This is a genomic window from Chryseobacterium sp. MMS23-Vi53 (genome assembly GCF_047651245.1).
In the GTDB taxonomy this organism is placed as follows: Bacteria; Bacteroidota; Bacteroidia; order Flavobacteriales; family Weeksellaceae; genus Chryseobacterium.
In genome coordinates this window covers 2717211-2732494 of record NZ_CP180265.1, presented here as the reverse complement: position 1 = coordinate 2732494, position 15284 = coordinate 2717211, and the positions used below count along the sequence as shown (strand labels likewise).

Annotated in this window: 15 protein-coding genes; 5 read left to right on the top strand and 10 right to left on the bottom strand. The window is 34.7% G+C overall.

What is annotated here, in order from left to right; genetic code table 11:
* Positions 1-50 precede the first annotated feature (50 nt).
* Positions 51-431 (top strand): group III truncated hemoglobin, encoded by a 381-nt coding sequence (locus ACKX2A_RS12210; protein WP_415324964.1) that lies wholly within the window; start codon positions 51-53, stop codon positions 429-431.
* A 38-nt stretch (positions 432-469) separates the two neighbouring features.
* Here the strand turns inward: ACKX2A_RS12210 and ACKX2A_RS12205 are convergent, their stop codons facing one another.
* The 10 genes from ACKX2A_RS12205 to hflX all read right to left on the bottom strand — a co-directional run bounded on the left by ACKX2A_RS12205 (position 470) and on the right by hflX (position 10622).
* Positions 470-1540, bottom strand: coding sequence for a calcium:proton antiporter (locus ACKX2A_RS12205; RefSeq protein WP_415324963.1), 1071 nt, complete (start codon positions 1538-1540; stop codon positions 470-472).
* 65 nt (positions 1541-1605) lie between these two features.
* The gene (locus ACKX2A_RS12200) at positions 1606-1944 is read right to left on the bottom strand and encodes a DUF6122 family protein (protein WP_415324962.1); all 339 of its coding nucleotides are present in this window, start codon (positions 1942-1944) and stop codon (positions 1606-1608) included.
* 13 nt (positions 1945-1957) lie between these two features.
* On the bottom strand, positions 1958-3196 hold the full coding sequence (locus ACKX2A_RS12195; protein WP_415324961.1) for a hypothetical protein: 1239 nt from the start codon (positions 3194-3196) through the stop codon (positions 1958-1960).
* Positions 3197-5245 (bottom strand): hypothetical protein, encoded by a 2049-nt coding sequence (locus ACKX2A_RS12190; RefSeq protein ID WP_415324960.1) that lies wholly within the window; start codon positions 5243-5245, stop codon positions 3197-3199.
* 6 nt (positions 5246-5251) lie between these two features.
* On the bottom strand, positions 5252-5920 hold the full coding sequence (locus ACKX2A_RS12185; RefSeq protein WP_415324959.1) for a hypothetical protein: 669 nt from the start codon (positions 5918-5920) through the stop codon (positions 5252-5254).
* 37 nt (positions 5921-5957) lie between these two features.
* Complete coding sequence (locus tag ACKX2A_RS12180) at positions 5958-6668, bottom strand: DNA alkylation repair protein (protein WP_415324958.1); 711 nt, start codon at positions 6666-6668, stop codon at positions 5958-5960.
* A 4-nt stretch (positions 6669-6672) separates the two neighbouring features.
* Positions 6673-7320, bottom strand: a complete 648-nt coding sequence (locus ACKX2A_RS12175; RefSeq protein WP_415324956.1) for a DUF4919 domain-containing protein — start codon at positions 7318-7320, stop codon at positions 6673-6675.
* Positions 7321-7450: 130 nt separating this feature from the next.
* Positions 7451-8734, bottom strand: coding sequence for a cation:proton antiporter (locus ACKX2A_RS12170; RefSeq protein ID WP_415324954.1), 1284 nt, complete (start codon positions 8732-8734; stop codon positions 7451-7453).
* A gap of 23 nt (positions 8735-8757) precedes the next feature.
* A complete protein-coding gene (locus tag ACKX2A_RS12165) occupies positions 8758-9390 on the bottom strand; it encodes a DUF4919 domain-containing protein (RefSeq protein WP_415324952.1) in 633 nt (210 codons plus the stop codon).
* A complete protein-coding gene (gene hflX / locus ACKX2A_RS12160; protein ID WP_415324950.1) occupies positions 9390-10622 on the bottom strand; it encodes a GTPase HflX in 1233 nt (410 codons plus the stop codon). The genes ACKX2A_RS12165 and hflX overlap by 1 nt, the downstream gene beginning before the upstream one ends.
* 203 nt (positions 10623-10825) lie before the next feature.
* Here hflX and ACKX2A_RS12155 point away from each other — a divergent pair, with 203 nt between their 5' ends.
* From ACKX2A_RS12155 to ACKX2A_RS12140, 4 genes are all read left to right on the top strand, one after another.
* Positions 10826-11539 (top strand): LytR/AlgR family response regulator transcription factor, encoded by a 714-nt coding sequence (locus ACKX2A_RS12155; protein ID WP_415324948.1) that lies wholly within the window; start codon positions 10826-10828, stop codon positions 11537-11539.
* Positions 11540-11734: 195 nt separating this feature from the next.
* On the top strand, positions 11735-12220 hold the full coding sequence (locus ACKX2A_RS12150) for a T9SS type A sorting domain-containing protein (RefSeq protein ID WP_415324946.1): 486 nt from the start codon (positions 11735-11737) through the stop codon (positions 12218-12220).
* Positions 12221-12226: 6 nt separating this feature from the next.
* Entirely contained in the window at positions 12227-14773 is a 2547-nt protein-coding gene (locus ACKX2A_RS12145) for a beta strand repeat-containing protein (RefSeq protein ID WP_415324944.1), read from the top strand.
* A 6-nt stretch (positions 14774-14779) separates the two neighbouring features.
* Entirely contained in the window at positions 14780-15208 is a 429-nt protein-coding gene (locus ACKX2A_RS12140) for a hypothetical protein (RefSeq protein WP_415324942.1), read from the top strand.
* Positions 15209-15284: the final 76 nt, after the last annotated feature.

Sequence of the window (15284 nt, the reverse complement as noted above, 5' to 3'; positions counted from 1 at the left end):
ATCAAGTTGAAGATTGATTTTAACAATTGATTTTAAATTAACTTTGATGTATGAAAAAATTGGAATCAAGAGAAGATATCGAACATCTTGTGAATTCATTTTATGCCAAAGTCATTAAAGATGAAACGATTGGATTTTTCTTTAATGATATTGCCAAAGTAGACTGGGATAAACATTTGCCAAAGATGTACTCGTTTTGGGAATCGGTTTTGTTTGGGCAGATGTCTTACAAAGGAAATCCAATGGGTGTTCATTTTCCGATCAATGAAATTCAGGCAATGGAACAGAAACATTTTGATCGTTGGCTGAAACTTTGGAGCACAACCATTGAAGAAAATTATGTTGGAGAAAATGCAGATTTAGCCATTTACAAATCTGAAAATATTGCCAAATTGATGGCTTTTAAAATGGATTTAGCGAGAAGACTTTAATGGTTTACAATTTTTTGTTTTGAGTTTTGAGTTTCAAATTAAGGAACAATTACGGTAAAAATATACGCCGCAAGATTTACTAACAGAACTGTTCCGTACAAAATATTGGTTTTTCCCCGGCTTAAGGAAAGCATCACGATGAATACAGACAAGGAGAGCAAAATGATATCTTTTTTATCTAAACCTAAAACCAAAGGAATATCGTACAAAATACAAACGACAGAAACCGCGGGAATGGTAAGTCCAATACTTGCCAAGGCAGATCCTAAAGCCAAATTCAAACTTGATTGAATCTGATTACTTCGAGCCGCTCTGATCGCAGCAACACCTTCCGGAAGAAGGACAACAGCCGCAATAATAACCCCAACCAAAGATTTTGGAGCGCCTAAACTTCTCACCATATCTTCAATTGTAGCTGAAAGACCTTTTGCCATCATCACAACAATTCCCAAACAAATCACCAAGAAAACAAAGCTTATAATTGTTTTTGATGTTGAGGGAATATAATGTTCATCCGGATGCTCGTCTGGAACGATGAAATAATTTCTGTGTCTTACCGTCTGAACCATCAAAAATACGCCGTAAATCACCAAACAGGCTATGGAAACGAAGATTAATTGTGCCTGATTATAAAATGGCCCGTTGACGCTTGATGTAAAATTAGGAAGAACTAAAGTTAATATTAAGATCGAAACGATACAAATTAAATAGGTTGTAGCCGACGTTCTGGCGAAAAACTGTTCGTAATATTTTACTCCTCCCACCAAAATACAGATTCCTAAGATTCCGTTTAAAATAAGCATTACGGCTGCAAAAACCGTATCTCTTGCCAGTGTGATTGCCTGATCGCCACCTGCAACCATCAGCGAGATAATTAAGGCAACTTCAATAATCGTGATACATAGCGCCAAAATGATGGTACCGAAAGGTTCACCAACTTTATGGGCAACAACTTCTGCATGATGAACTGCCGATAAAACACTTCCCGTTAATAAAATTCCTGCTACAACATCATAAATAATCCCACCTCCCATTAATCCGGAAAAATAGTAAACTACCGCCAGAACAGGAAAAATATAAGTATAGTGTAATAATTCTTTTAATTTCATAAGCGTTTACAAAATACAAAAAATCTATGAAAATTAAAATCTTAAAAGAAAATATTAATAATATTTTAATGATTCCAGAAATAAAAATCCTGAAAATCTGTCAACATATGAAGCAAAAGTCCAATGCCGATAATTCTGATATTTCCTTTAAAAAACAGCAGCAAAAAATACACCGCAATGGCATAATAAGAATGTAAAAAATGAAAGCCTATACTTCCTCTGTCCGGATCGAAAATAGGGTTTGCAAAAAGATGATCCAAATCTACAAGCATTGTCGCCAACAGAATAAGATACACTTTTTTCCAGTTTTCGCGGTAAAAAATTAACGCAATAAAAACAGGAAAAACAAAATGCAGAAAGTAATGCGTAAATGTTTTGAGCAAAGCAATGTGTGAAGAATCCATTAAAATTTATTTTTTACCACCTTAAAATTAAAGGAAGTTCACTCTTTTTAAATTGTAATTTTATGTAATAATCACTGTTATTATTTCCATAAAAAACATAATCAAGATCGGAAAGTATTTTCTTTTCTTTAGTTGATAACGTTTTTAATGAGGAAGACAATAACTGATTATTTCTTACAAAAATATAGTTTTCGTTCAACTTTAGAGATAATCCAATAGATTTTCGGGTTGATTTTATTTGAAATCCCATTCCTGTTTTTTCAATTAAATTAGGTTGAAACGGGATCGCGGTGAATTGTTTTTGAGCATTAATCCACTTTTTATTCAGAAAATATTTTTCTGTTTTTTCATTATTTAAACTTGTAAAATCTATCACATAGTCTGGCTGAGTATTTTTTTGAACAGATTTCTTTTCAATTTCATTAAAATTATCATCATAACCATACGTGATGATTGTGTCGCTCACCTGTTCTAATTCAATGGAAGATTTAACAAAATTAATCTGAGAAGAATCTGCAAAAGTTTTATCCCAAAAAGAAGTCAGCTTTTTGATATTTTTCTGATCCAGCTCCACTTCTGCAAAAGATTTTGTTTTTTCTAATTTTGAAAGAATTGATGAAAATTTTTCTGCGTATTTATTGTTTTTAATTTGAATATTATCTTCATTTAAATTAATAGAAAAATTCTGTATTTTCCCTTTCGAAACAAATGAAATACTTCCCAAAGAATTATCGATAAAATCTTCTGAACTAAAATTTGTTCTATCGGGAAAGGCTAAAAATAAATGAATTATATTCTCAAAAGCCGCGCTGGAAGTTCCTAAAATACAGTTTTCGTATTCAATTTTAATAAAAAAATTATCCTTTTGAAATAAGTCTTTGCCTTTATTAATAAACTTTTCTTGTTTTAAATACTCTAAAAACTTTTGTTTGTTATCAAGTTCCACGACCGAATACCATTCCGAAGTTTTCGTATTCTCAAGATGAAAAATTTGCAAAAAATCGGGAATTTTCACTCCCGATTCTTGTATAGAAATCGTATTTTCTTTTTTGCCTTTACCTTTAAACCATTCCGATGGATGGCTTAAAAAACTTAACAGATATTGTCTGGTCGCGTTTTTTGTATCCAATAAAATCACAGCATCTGCATTTCTTGGAATAAATTTCAATTCTTTATCCTTGTGATACAATGTAAAATATCCTCCAAGAATGATGATCAAAAAAATAGTGAAAACAATAATTTTCTTTTTCATTTATAAAATAGGCTGTTTCTTTTCAGATTCCTTTATTTTGTAAATCTCATCAAACAAATCGAAGAAATACATCAAGCTATTTTCCGACGAACTCTTTTTGATGTTATAGTTAATTTCCGTTTCTATTCTGTCCCTTTTTGGTTCAGATTTAAAATACATTTCGCCTACATTTTTCTTTACAAAATCAAGCATTTTCCTATCTGAAGTACTTGTAAATTCTTTATCCAAACCAATCAAAAGTCTTTGAATATCAAACCTTCCCGAAGCAGAATATTTGGAAGATTCTTTTGCCCAATTTTTAGAAATATCCGACTGATTTTTAGGAAGAATATTGTCTTTAGAAGTTGTTACATACACAATTCCGTCTTTGATAGTGAACAATAACTGGTCTAAATATCCATCACTTTTTTCCTCTTTAAAAATGTAAAAATCTCCATCTTTTGAGAACTTTTTCGATGTATTCTTGCTGGTTGTAAGAACATTAAATATGCGGTTCCAATATCCTTCATTTTCCGTTGCAAAAGCAAACGTGAAATCCGGTGATGCCACATCTTTCGTTTTCTTTATTTCTTTTTCGTTGTAATCGTCGTCGTACTCATAATCTGTGTATTCTACTGTTTTAGATTTCAATTCGTTTAAAACAAAAATTCCATTCCCTGGTGCTATTTTAGAAATAGCTTCTTCATCCAAAATAATTTTCATGGTTTCCATCATCAGTTCCATCTCCTTCTGATAATTTTCGTCGCCACTGTTTTTCAGCAAGCTGTACATTAAATCAAAATACTTGCTTCCATCTACATTTATTGCATAATAACCAATGCTCTTGTCATTAATTAAAGACATTAGTTTTTTGTTTTTCTTGCCTTTGTAAACAGCAGAAAACCCTTTTTGAACTTCCGGATTCTTATGTTGATAGCTATTGATCAATTTTACTTTATCCTTATCAAAAAATAAGTTGTAAGACGAATTGGAATTATAAATTTTATTAATTAGCTGTCCGTACTGGAAATTTTTCATCATCTTTCCATAAATGCCGTCATTGACGATTTTACCATAATCTGTGTACACAAAAACATCTGAACTCGCATCCCGGAAAGATAGAATTTCTTTGGAAACATCCAAATCCAAATTGGAATTAAAATACTCATTAAAAGCATCTTCCGCAACTTTTTTCACGATCTTAAACTCTTGAATTTTAATAGAATCCAACGCTTTTTGGTAAGCAAGATCCTCTTCTTCTATTTTTTCTTTAGTGTCGGGAAGTATATAATCTTCGCTTTCCTTGTCAGAATAATTTTCGTCTGTCGTTCCTTTCTTCTCCTTTGGATATTGATGATGTTTTTCCAAATACTTGATATCCTTTTCTTTTTTTGCAATTTCAGCAGTATTTTCTCGTATGCTTTCTTTCAAATATCGAATATCCTCTTTCAGATAATCAATCTCTTCCTTATAATCAAAAGGTTCTTCTGGTTTATCCGCATAAGCACTGTCTACAGCAACTGCCGTACTATCTGCCACTGCAGCTACACTATCAGCAACTGCTTCATCATCCCAATCGTACTTATATGGTTTTGTGTAGCTTATCATTTTTAAAACGGCGCGATCTCCATTCCATGCAACGAAAACATCATCGTCGAGGCTCACATAAGAATATTTATTTTTCTTAGAAATTTCCAGTCCTTTTTTCTTGGTTGAATTAATAAATTCCTGAAACTTATCTTTATTATCCAAAATAAAATGAGCGGTATAAATCTTCAGAGAATCATTGAAAGTTGCATAATGATACTGCGTCGCATCGTATTTGATCCCTGTTTTGGAATAATCCGTCCAAGTTGGTTTATCCTTATCTTTTTCTTTTTCACCTTTTGTGATATCCAATAAAAAAGGATTTAATTTTTGCCAGTTTACTTTTTGGTTTAATTGCTTTCCGTTGATTTCCATGTAAAAAGAAGCATCCTTGGGAAGTTTCATTTTTTGTTGAGCAAAAGTAAGCACAACACCGAAAATCAGGAAGAATATGGTTTTTGTTTTGTTTAAAATAGATTTCATGGTATATTATTGAAAGAGAATATTATTTTGAATTTGTTTTTTCTGAAGAATAAAGTCTAAAATATTAGATTCCAGCTTCAGTGCTTTTCTATTGGGTGAAAGCAGATAAGAAGTGTTGGACTGAGATTTTATCGTATTTTCGAACTGCAAAACAGACGTGTATTTAGCATCATTAAAGATTTCTTTGTCTGCCTTACTCAGTTTGTCATAATCGTTTTTAAATGTATTGATTTCGTTTCTTGTAAAAGATTTATTCGCCAGATTGTGAGTGTAAATCTGCGTCGGAATCATTTTTCCGACAATATTTTTAGCTTTAAGCTGCTCTAACCCGGCATTAATATTTTCAATCTTTTTGAAACTACAGCTTAATTTGATGATGTAATTATCAAGATCCATTGAAGTTTTTACATTGGAAATTCCCGGAGTTGCCTTGAAAATTCTTGCTGCTTCATTGATTTTATTCTCAATTTCGGATTTTTTAGGAACCTTTTTTCCGTTGATCGTTTCCATTTTGGAAATTGAAGCCAATCGTGTTTTGCTTTTACTGGCGTTGAGAATCACGGTGTATTCTCCACTCCCATCGGCTTTTATGTTTACTTTGTCTAAAATATCGAAACAACTCGTCAGAAATAATAGTGGTAAAATCATGACGAATTGCCTAAGAAATAATTTCATAGTTGAGTTTTTAAACTACAAAAATACGATCTTATTTTTAAATTCGTCCTTTCAGATAATCCTGCCGCAGTTCTTCGTCCAGTTTTTCGATGGCATATCGAAGACAGGTTCTTGGCATTTCTTTATAATATTGGTTAAGATAATCGATAAGTTCCGTCTCATTTTTCTGTCCCATTTCGCGCAAAAGCCAGCCATTTGCTTTGTGCATCAAGTCGTGAGTATGTTTTAAATTTTTCGTAACAAATTCTTTCGTAAGATCAAACGAGCCTTTTTTCACATAATGCATTGTTCCGACAACAGCAATTCTTTTATGCCACATTTCATCGGAATCGGAAAGTTCTTTCAACAAGTCTTCTCTCTGATTTTCAAAGGCATATCGACCCAAAATCTTATAACAGCTTGAATCCACCAAATCCCAATTGTTGACGTACGGTAAATGATTTAAATAAAACTCAACAATTTCATCTTTCACGGCTTTATCTTTCGTTTTTTCAAATTTTGAAATCAACATAAAAAGCGCTGTCAATCGATGCTCGTGATATTTTGAGGATAATAATTCGCTTAATTCATCCAAAGAAATTTTAGCATAATATTCTTTCGCCACCGATCTTTGATCCGGAACTTTTACACCTAAAAACAGATCGCCTTCACCATATTCTCCTTTTCCTGTTTTGAAAAATTTCGGAAAGAATTCGGCTTTTTCGGGGATGGAAAGAATCGCTAGTGCTTCTTGGATTTCTTTGATCATAGCACTAAAAATTAAAACAGCCTATACATTTAACAAATAAACTCACTCCATTGTTAGAATATTCAGTCATCATAGAGCTTTTATCTGTTTTTATGTCCTTTTGTTTAAAGGTATTTCCCATCATCATTATAGGTTTTGCAAAGGTCATCATATCACCGGGGGTAATTACACAGATTGGCGAACTTTCTGTTTTTCCAGTTCCGCTCTCATCAATCGTTTTAATTATCCTATTATTTTGCAATACACATATCTCTGCTTTCTTTTTTTCTCCAATTGCATTGTATATATTGACCATTGAAGCTAAAATCTCTCTATTCAATGGAGCCTTATTATACGCAGCTTCTGTTCTTTCCAATATTTTTTGAGCCTTGGTTTTTGAAATTCCTCGTCTGGAAGCAATTTTCCAAACTTCTTCGTAATCTTTATTATAATCAGCCATACTATAATCTGATTTTATAAATCTACTTCCATAATATAACTGATTCATTTCTTCCTGAATCAGTTTCGAAGGATCTTTTTTAAAGTTTTCTAAATATTCGAAGTAGTATTGTTGAGGGTTTTCCGTTACTTTCTTTTTTATTTCATCTACATTTATTTGAGAAAAACAGATTCCAAAAATAAAAAGAAAGGAGAACTTTAAAATTTTAATCATTGTATTTTTATTATTTGGCAATAATACAATTAAAACAAATAAAAGCAAAACCTTTAATAATAAAATAAAAAGAGCCGATAAAATTCATTACCGACTCTTTGATTTATATATTTTACTATAAGTCAACCCATTAATGAGTTTCATTTGCAGTAATACTTTCCTGCTCTTCTTCTTTTGCAATCATATTAGGATTTGCAACTTTTGCAATCGTAAGTCCCTGAACAATAATTGAAAATACAACCACACAATAAGTAATACTTAAAATAATTTCGCTGTATTCACTTTTGGGAATCGACATCGCCAATGCAATAGAAACACCTCCACGAATTCCACCCCAAATCAGGACTTTCATCGTTTGTGGATTGAACCGTGCTTTCATGGGCATAAATTTCGTTGGTCCCCAAATCGAAATTACTCTCGCCAATAAAACCACCACGATCGCCAATAATCCCGGAATCATGTAATTTTTTAAATCTTTAATCATTAATAATTCAAAACCGATGAAAAGGAATAAAACGGCATTTAGAATTTCATCAATCAGTTCCCAAAATTTAATTAAATAATCCTGCGTGATGGATTTCATTTTAAATTTAACATTAAAATTACCCATAAACAATCCCGCTGCAACCATCGTCAAAGGACCTGAAATATGCATTTGTCGAGCAATTAAATATCCTCCCATAACTACAGAAAGCGTCACCAAAACCGAAATGATATAATCATCGACTTCACGCATTAATCTTGAAGTTACATATCCTAAAACAACACCTAGGAAAAGTCCGCCACCAGCTTCTTTTAACAATAATAAACCGATGCTTTCGATTCCTAAATCAACCTCATTTCCAATCGCCAACTGTAAAACAACGGTGAAAACCACAACCGCCATACCATCGTTGAATAGCGATTCTCCGGCAACTTTTGTTTCTAACGCTTTGGATACTTTTGCCTGTTTTAAAATACTTAAAACAGCTACAGGATCGGTTGGAGAAATCAATGCTCCGAAAACCAGACAGTAAATGAATGGTAGTTGTACTCCCACAAAAGGAAGTAAATAAAACATCACAAAGCCCACAACGAACGTCGAAATCACCACTCCTGCTGTCGAAAATATAACGACAGGTCGAAATTGTTCTTTTAAATCGTCGATGTTGATGTGAATTCCTCCTGCAAAGAGTAAGAAATTAAGCATGGCTCCCATCAGAACTTCTGTAAAATCAATACTTCCCATTAATTTATTTAAGTGTCCGAAGGTTCTTGGTAGAAAATTTTCGCCAAACAATACCAATATAATTGATACCATAATGGCAATCACCATAATTCCGATTGTGCTCGGAAGTTTAAGAAATCTATAATTGAGATATGCGAATATTGATGCTAAAACTATTAAAGCTGAAAATGAATAATATAACTCCACTAAGCTGTTTTTTTGAAATTTATTTAATTGTTATCGATATAAAGTACTTTAATATAAACTTTGTAGTCTTCTTTTTCCCAAATGTCCAGCATACCGTCTTTCTGCGGCTTGGATCCTCGTGTAAAATCATCGCCAATCTGCAGGATATTAAGTAAAATATACTCATCTCCAACAGAATTTACCAAATAAGCTGTTTTCTCTGCTTTCCCGTCTCCGGATTTCTTGATGGCATCTGTCAACAGTCGAAACTGACTCACATGATGTGTAAAATTACTCGCATCTTTTTTCGAATCATAAGCACGAAGTAAGATGAGTAAAATATCCAGATTGGTAGGATCTTTTTGGTACAAAGCAGTTCCCAGTTTGATGCATTCGTCGGCATTTTGCTCTTTGAAAGCAGCCGCCAATGTTTTGAAATCTTCATCCAGTGTCGAAACTTTATCTTTCTGGAAGTTTCTTCCGTAATATAGATATTGAGCTTCAAGGCTGTCCAAAGACTTTGGATATGCTTTATACTTAAAAATCAGCTTTTCATAATTGTATGGAGACTGCTTGTTGACGAGATTTTTCTCTATGCTTTTAAAATCCGGTTTAAGTTTCTGACCAAACCCAAAAACCGAAATAAAAAGCAATAAAAGGAAAAAGTGATGTTTCATTAATCTTTGTCGTTGTTTTCGTCTTCCTCGTCGTTGTCGAAATATTCGAAAAGGAAATCGTTGTAAGGAAATCTCGAAATATGAATTTTCATGACCTCATCGTAGATCATTTTCTTCATTTCCGGAAAGTTTTCTTTCGTTAAGGCAGAAATGAAAACCGTTGGATATTTCGATTTTGCCATCCAAGTATTTTTCCATTCTTCCAGAGAGATATTTTTCTTCGTAGATGGTGTTAAATCATCCTCGTCCTTTTTCTCATAACTGAAATCATCAATTTTATTGAAAACCATAATCATCGGTTTTTGATGCGCATTGATTTCCATTAAAATCTGATTAACAGAATCGATATGATCCTCAAAACTTTCGTGAGAAATATCCACAACGTGAATCAAAAGATCCGCTTCACGAACCTCATCCAAGGTAGACTTGAAAGATTCTACCAACTGTGTCGGCAATTTTCTGATGAATCCAACCGTATCCGTCAGCAAAAACGGAAGATTTCCGATCACCACTTTTCTTACCGTCGTGTCAAGCGTTGCGAATAACTTGTTTTCAGCAAAAACTTCCGATTTCGAAAGGGCATTCATCAAAGTAGATTTCCCAACATTGGTATATCCTACCAAAGCAGCTCTCACAACCTTTCCGCGATTATTTCTTTGCGTTGCCATTTGCTTATCGATCGTTTTCAGCTTGTCTTTCAATAATGAAATTCTGTCACGAATGATACGTCTGTCGGTTTCAATCTCCGTCTCACCGGGACCTCTCATCCCGATTCCTCCTTTCTGACGCTCCAAGTGAGTCCACATTCTCGTCAATCGAGGTAAAAGATATTGATATTGAGCCAATTCCACTTGAGTTCTTGCATAAGAAGTTGTTGCTCTTTGTGCAAAAATATCAAGGATAAGGTTGGTTCTGTCCAAAATTTTCACTTCCATTTCTCTTTCTAAGTTTTTAAGCTGAGAAGGAGACAATTCGTCGTCGAAAATGACCGTTCCTATATTGTTTTCCTTTACGTATTCTTTGATTTCCTGAGCTTTACCACTTCCAATAAAGGTTTTGGAGTCAGGCTGAGTTAATTTTTGAGTGAAACGTTTATCAACTGAAGCTCCGGCTGTGTACGCCAAAAACTCCAGTTCATCCATATATTCTTGAAGTTTATCCTCATCCTGATGCTGTGTGATAACACCTACCAAAACTACCTTTTCGTAATTATGTTCTTTCTTTTCTAGCATTAAGTTCTATCTATGTTTGTGAGATTTACAAGATACCATTTTTCAGGAAAAAATCCAAAATGAATTTTTGTGGTATCTAAATTTCACATTAATTTAAATTCATAATGTAATTGATTTATAGAATTTTAATAACTTTATGAAGCAAATTTTTGAATTTTAATTATTAAAAATTAAAATATTATTAAAAATAACTCCAGAATATCATGATTAGCAACATAAGATGTATTGTGATTGATGATGATGAACTGGACAGGCTGGTTCTTCTTCGTCACCTTAAGCAATACGAAAGTATAGAAATCGTTGCGTCTTTTGATTCGGCAGAAAAAGCTATACCTTATATCGATCTTCCGATTGATCTCCTTATTACCGAAGCCAATTTAAAAGGAATGAACGGTTTGGAATTCAGAAAACTAGCTCATAAAATTCCGGCTTGTATTTTCATCAGTTCGCATTCCGAATTTGCAATTGAATCTTTTGAAATTGATACCTTAGATTTTATTCCTAAACCTTTAAAGTCAGAACGTTTTCATTTTTCTATGCAAAAACTCTTCGATTTCTTTGAAATGAAGGAAAAAAGTGAGTGTTTTGATACTTTACTGGGCGAAAACAGCATTAAAATAAAAGAAGGTGGAAATATTTATCAAGTTAAAATCACTGATATTCTTTATCTCGAAGCCTTAAAAGATTACACCCGAATTGTCACTTCTGAAAAAAAGCATTGCATTTTAGACTCCATTGGAAATATTTTACATAAAAGTCATTTTGATTCTTTCGTGAGAATTCATAAAAGCTTTGCCGTTCCGCGACACCTCATCCGTAGTAAAAATCATCATGAAGTAGAGCTTGTACATCAGATAAAACTTCCCATCGGGAGAGCCTATAAAGACAATTTATCCTTTTTTGACCCTCATCATTAATTTTTCTTAAATCACGGTAAATAGTGACTTTGCAACCGTAAAAACCCCATATATTTCCACTTTTTGTCGTTTGTCGATTATTCGTGTCGTTTGTCTATTTTGTAAATATCCGAGTTGGTATTGTGGTAATTTAGTGATCCAAAATTCTCTTTAAAATTTTGACAAAACCAATTAATAACCACAAAACTATTTTCTATGAAAAGAACATCTATTCCATGCTTCTTTCTCGTTTTGCTCACCGTCCCCATCGGCCTTTTAAAAGCACAATCGGCAGTGATGACAACAGGAGCAAATGCTACAGGAGGCAACGGCTCGGTTTCTTACAGTGTAGGACAGGTCGCCTATCTCATAAAAGGCACCAACCGGGAAGTTTCTGAAGGAGTACAACAAGCCTACGAAATCACGACACTGGCAACCCATGAACTCTCAAATTCAACTGAAGAAGGCATTTTACTTTATCCTAATCCTTTTAAAGATTATTTATACCTAGACTTTACGACAAATAATTACAAAGGTTCTGAGTTTTATCTCTACGACGCTCAGGGAAAACTGGTAAAAACGGACAAAATTACTCAGTCTAAATCTGAGTTCAACTTTTCTTCTCTTCCATCCGCAATGTATATCATTAGGATTACTCAAGAAGGTAAAAACATAAAAACATTTAAAATCATTAAAAAATAACTAACCATGAAAAAAATATTATTCACAATGGCACTTGTGTTGGGTTCACACCTAGCCTTTGCGCAAGTACCTGAAAAAATGAGCTATCAGGCGATTGTTCGCAATGCAGGAGGACAAATTTTATCCAATCAAAGTATCGGAGTAAGAGTAAGCGTTTTACAAGGTTCTCCGGCAGGAACAGTCGTTTATTCCGAAAGATTAACGGGAAATACCAACGTAAACGGTCTTATAACGATGGAAATTGGTACAGGAACAGTACTTTCAGGAACATTCAATACCATCAACTGGTCAACAGGAAGCTATTATTTAAAAACAGAAACTGATCCAACAGGAGGAACAACGTATACGATTACAGGAACAAGTCAATTATTAAGTGTTCCTTATGCGATGTATGCTAAAACTGCTGGCGGAGGCGGGGGAAGTTTCACGATTCCATATACAAATTCTGTAAGTAATGCAGGAACTTTATTCTCTTTAACCAATACCGGCGACGGAACTTCTCTTGAAGGAATTAACGGTACAACAACGTCTAGTATTGCAGCTGTGAGAGGTATGGTTACCAGTACAGCTCCGGGAGGATTTTCTTCAGCGCTTCGCGGGATCAACAGCGGAACAGGAGGTTTAGGAATAGGAACTTGGGGAAGCCAAGACGGAAGTGGATGGGGAGTTTATGGCGTTACTCCTGCAGGTCTTGGAGTTTACGGAAATTCATCTGCTGCAGGATATGGAGTTTATGCTAACAGTAATACAGGAACAGGTTTGAATGCAACCAGTAACAATGGTATTCCTGCTTCAATAAGTATATTTAATAATGCTAATAACAATAATGTTCTAAATGCCAATACAGTTGGAAACGGAACCGTAATTAATGTATCGACAACAGGAAGTGGAGCCGGAGTTTTCAGTTCTACAGGTGCAGGATTTGGGGTACAAGGTATAACAAGCTCACAATCTTCTGCCGGAATTGTTGGGGATAATAACGGAGCAGGTGAAGCAATCGTAGGTAGAAATACAAGTGATATTGCCGGAGCTGTTGTAGGGAGAAACGATGGTGGAGGGTACGGTGTAAGAGGCTTTGTTGCAACAAACACCACAGGAACAAGTGTAGGGGTTTTAGGCCAGGTCGGCATCAACAGCAGTAAAGGTAGAGCCGGACGTTTTGAAAACTTAAATGCATCCAATGACAGAAATACTTTCGAAGTAGAATCCAATGGAAATGGAAATATTCCTGATAATACTTTAGGAAACGTTTCATCTTTCCTTTCAAATAATACAAACAGTGTAAGCGCTGCAGTAAGAGGTGAAGTAAAAACAATCTTCGGAAACTTCGGTGCGGCGGGTATTTTCGGGGTATCTTCCGGAACGGGTGGTTTTGGCGGATTATTCTATTCATCCAATACAACCGGAAATGGACGAGCTTTAGTTGCCTTAACTGATGGTAACGGCGATGCTATTGTTGCCAATGCAGGGAAAGATGGCGATGCCGTTGAAGCCAATGTTGATGGTGCCGGTCGTGCAATTTATGGCTGGACACCTTCATTTAGTTTAGGAAAAGCTGCTGAATTTCAAAATTTTAATACATCAAATACCAATACGGTCGTCACTGCAAAAACAGTCGGAAACGGTATGGCAGGAGATTTCTTTGTAGATAATACCAACGGAACATCTGCTGCAGTACATGGTAAAGTGAATTCCATATTTGCAAACTTCGGAACGGCAGGTATCTACGGTGAATCTACAGGAACCGGAGGTTATGGCGGCTTATTTTATGCAAGCAATGCCAGTGGTAATGGTCCTGCCTTAATTGCCCTTACAGAGGGAAATGGAAATGCAATAACAGCCAATGCAGGAGGAACAGGAGACGGTGTAGAGGCAACAGTAGACGGATCGGGTTCTGCTATTTACGGTTGGGTTCCGAATTTTGGGACTGGTAAAGCCGGATATTTCAGAAATTTTAATAATGCTAATGGTCAGCCGGTAGTTCATATTACAACAACAGGTACAGGTTCTACTCTATTGGTTAATCACCAAGGACCGTCAGGGAATATTGCAGTTTACCAAAGTGCAAGTGCAAATGTGGCAAGAATTAATAAATCCGGAACAGGATTCTTCAACGGAGGAACTCAAAATAGTGGTGCTGACGTTGCAGAAGCATTCGACGTAGAAGGAAATACTTCAGAATATGAGCCGGGTGATATCTTAATAATTTCAACTGATTCTGATAGAACCGTAGAAAAATCATCAAAACCATATTCAAATTTAGTAGCCGGAGTTTACGCTACAAAACCAGGAGTGCTTTTAACAGAGGAAAACATCGATTCTGAATTGCTTGGAAAAGTTCCAATGGGAGTAATCGGGGTAATTCCTACAAAAGTTTGTCTGGAAGGAGGAAAAATTAAGAGAGGTGATCTTTTAGTGACTTCATCAAAATCCGGAGTTGCGATGAAAGCCAACATCAAGAAGGTGAAAATTGGTCAGGTTATTGGAAAAGCTCTTCAGGATTATGATCAAAACGAAATCGGTAAAATAAAAGTATTAGTAAACATTAAATAAACCATCATGAAATCACTATATATCATCGCTTTTCTGGCATTAAGTTTAAATATTTATGCTCAGCAGGACAAAAAGGTTTCCGAGACAAAAGATGTTCAGGAAGCTGCAAATTATAAAGAATCTAAAGAATTTGAAGCTAAAATGATGAAGGAAGCTCAGGACAGAGCAGCTCAAAAACCATCAACGGTAACTTTAGCTTCGGAACAAGGTCTTGAAGTAAAAAAACAAGCCCCAAAGGAAACAACAAACAGTAACAATTCAGGGAAATTGCTTCCTAATACGGCAAGCTTAGATGAAATCCGTTCATCAATTCCTGGAAGAAAATCGGCATCAAGAGCAACTGCTGTTTCAAATAACAGAGCCAACACACAAGGATTAGTGGCAACCCCAGATTTAACAATACAAGACATTAAAAAAACAATACCCAAAAACTAATAACCAACTAGATTTTTCAACAACAAAGAAGTCCGCATCGAGGTGCGGACTTTTGTTTTATATGAAAGAGCAAAGA

Excerpts from the sequence above, each read along its gene's own strand:
- ACKX2A_RS12210 (WP_415324964.1), top strand. The coding sequence starts at position 51 with ATGAAAAAATTGGAATCAAGAGAAGATATCGAACATCTTGTGAATTCA.
- ACKX2A_RS12205 (WP_415324963.1), bottom strand. The coding sequence starts at position 1,540 with ATGAAATTAAAAGAATTATTACACTATACTTATATTTTTCCTGTTCTG.
- ACKX2A_RS12200 (WP_415324962.1), bottom strand. The coding sequence starts at position 1,944 with ATGGATTCTTCACACATTGCTTTGCTCAAAACATTTACGCATTACTTT.
- ACKX2A_RS12195 (WP_415324961.1), bottom strand. The coding sequence starts at position 3,196 with ATGAAAAAGAAAATTATTGTTTTCACTATTTTTTTGATCATCATTCTT.
- ACKX2A_RS12190 (WP_415324960.1), bottom strand. The coding sequence starts at position 5,245 with ATGAAATCTATTTTAAACAAAACAAAAACCATATTCTTCCTGATTTTC.
- ACKX2A_RS12185 (WP_415324959.1), bottom strand. The coding sequence starts at position 5,920 with ATGAAATTATTTCTTAGGCAATTCGTCATGATTTTACCACTATTATTT.
- ACKX2A_RS12180 (WP_415324958.1), bottom strand. The coding sequence starts at position 6,668 with ATGATCAAAGAAATCCAAGAAGCACTAGCGATTCTTTCCATCCCCGAA.
- ACKX2A_RS12175 (WP_415324956.1), bottom strand. The coding sequence starts at position 7,320 with ATGATTAAAATTTTAAAGTTCTCCTTTCTTTTTATTTTTGGAATCTGT.
- ACKX2A_RS12165 (WP_415324952.1), bottom strand. The coding sequence starts at position 9,390 with ATGAAACATCACTTTTTCCTTTTATTGCTTTTTATTTCGGTTTTTGGG.
- hflX (WP_415324950.1), bottom strand. The coding sequence starts at position 10,622 with ATGCTAGAAAAGAAAGAACATAATTACGAAAAGGTAGTTTTGGTAGGT.
- ACKX2A_RS12155 (WP_415324948.1), top strand. The coding sequence starts at position 10,826 with ATGATTAGCAACATAAGATGTATTGTGATTGATGATGATGAACTGGAC.
- ACKX2A_RS12150 (WP_415324946.1), top strand. The coding sequence starts at position 11,735 with ATGAAAAGAACATCTATTCCATGCTTCTTTCTCGTTTTGCTCACCGTC.
- ACKX2A_RS12145 (WP_415324944.1), top strand. The coding sequence starts at position 12,227 with ATGAAAAAAATATTATTCACAATGGCACTTGTGTTGGGTTCACACCTA.
- ACKX2A_RS12140 (WP_415324942.1), top strand. The coding sequence starts at position 14,780 with ATGAAATCACTATATATCATCGCTTTTCTGGCATTAAGTTTAAATATT.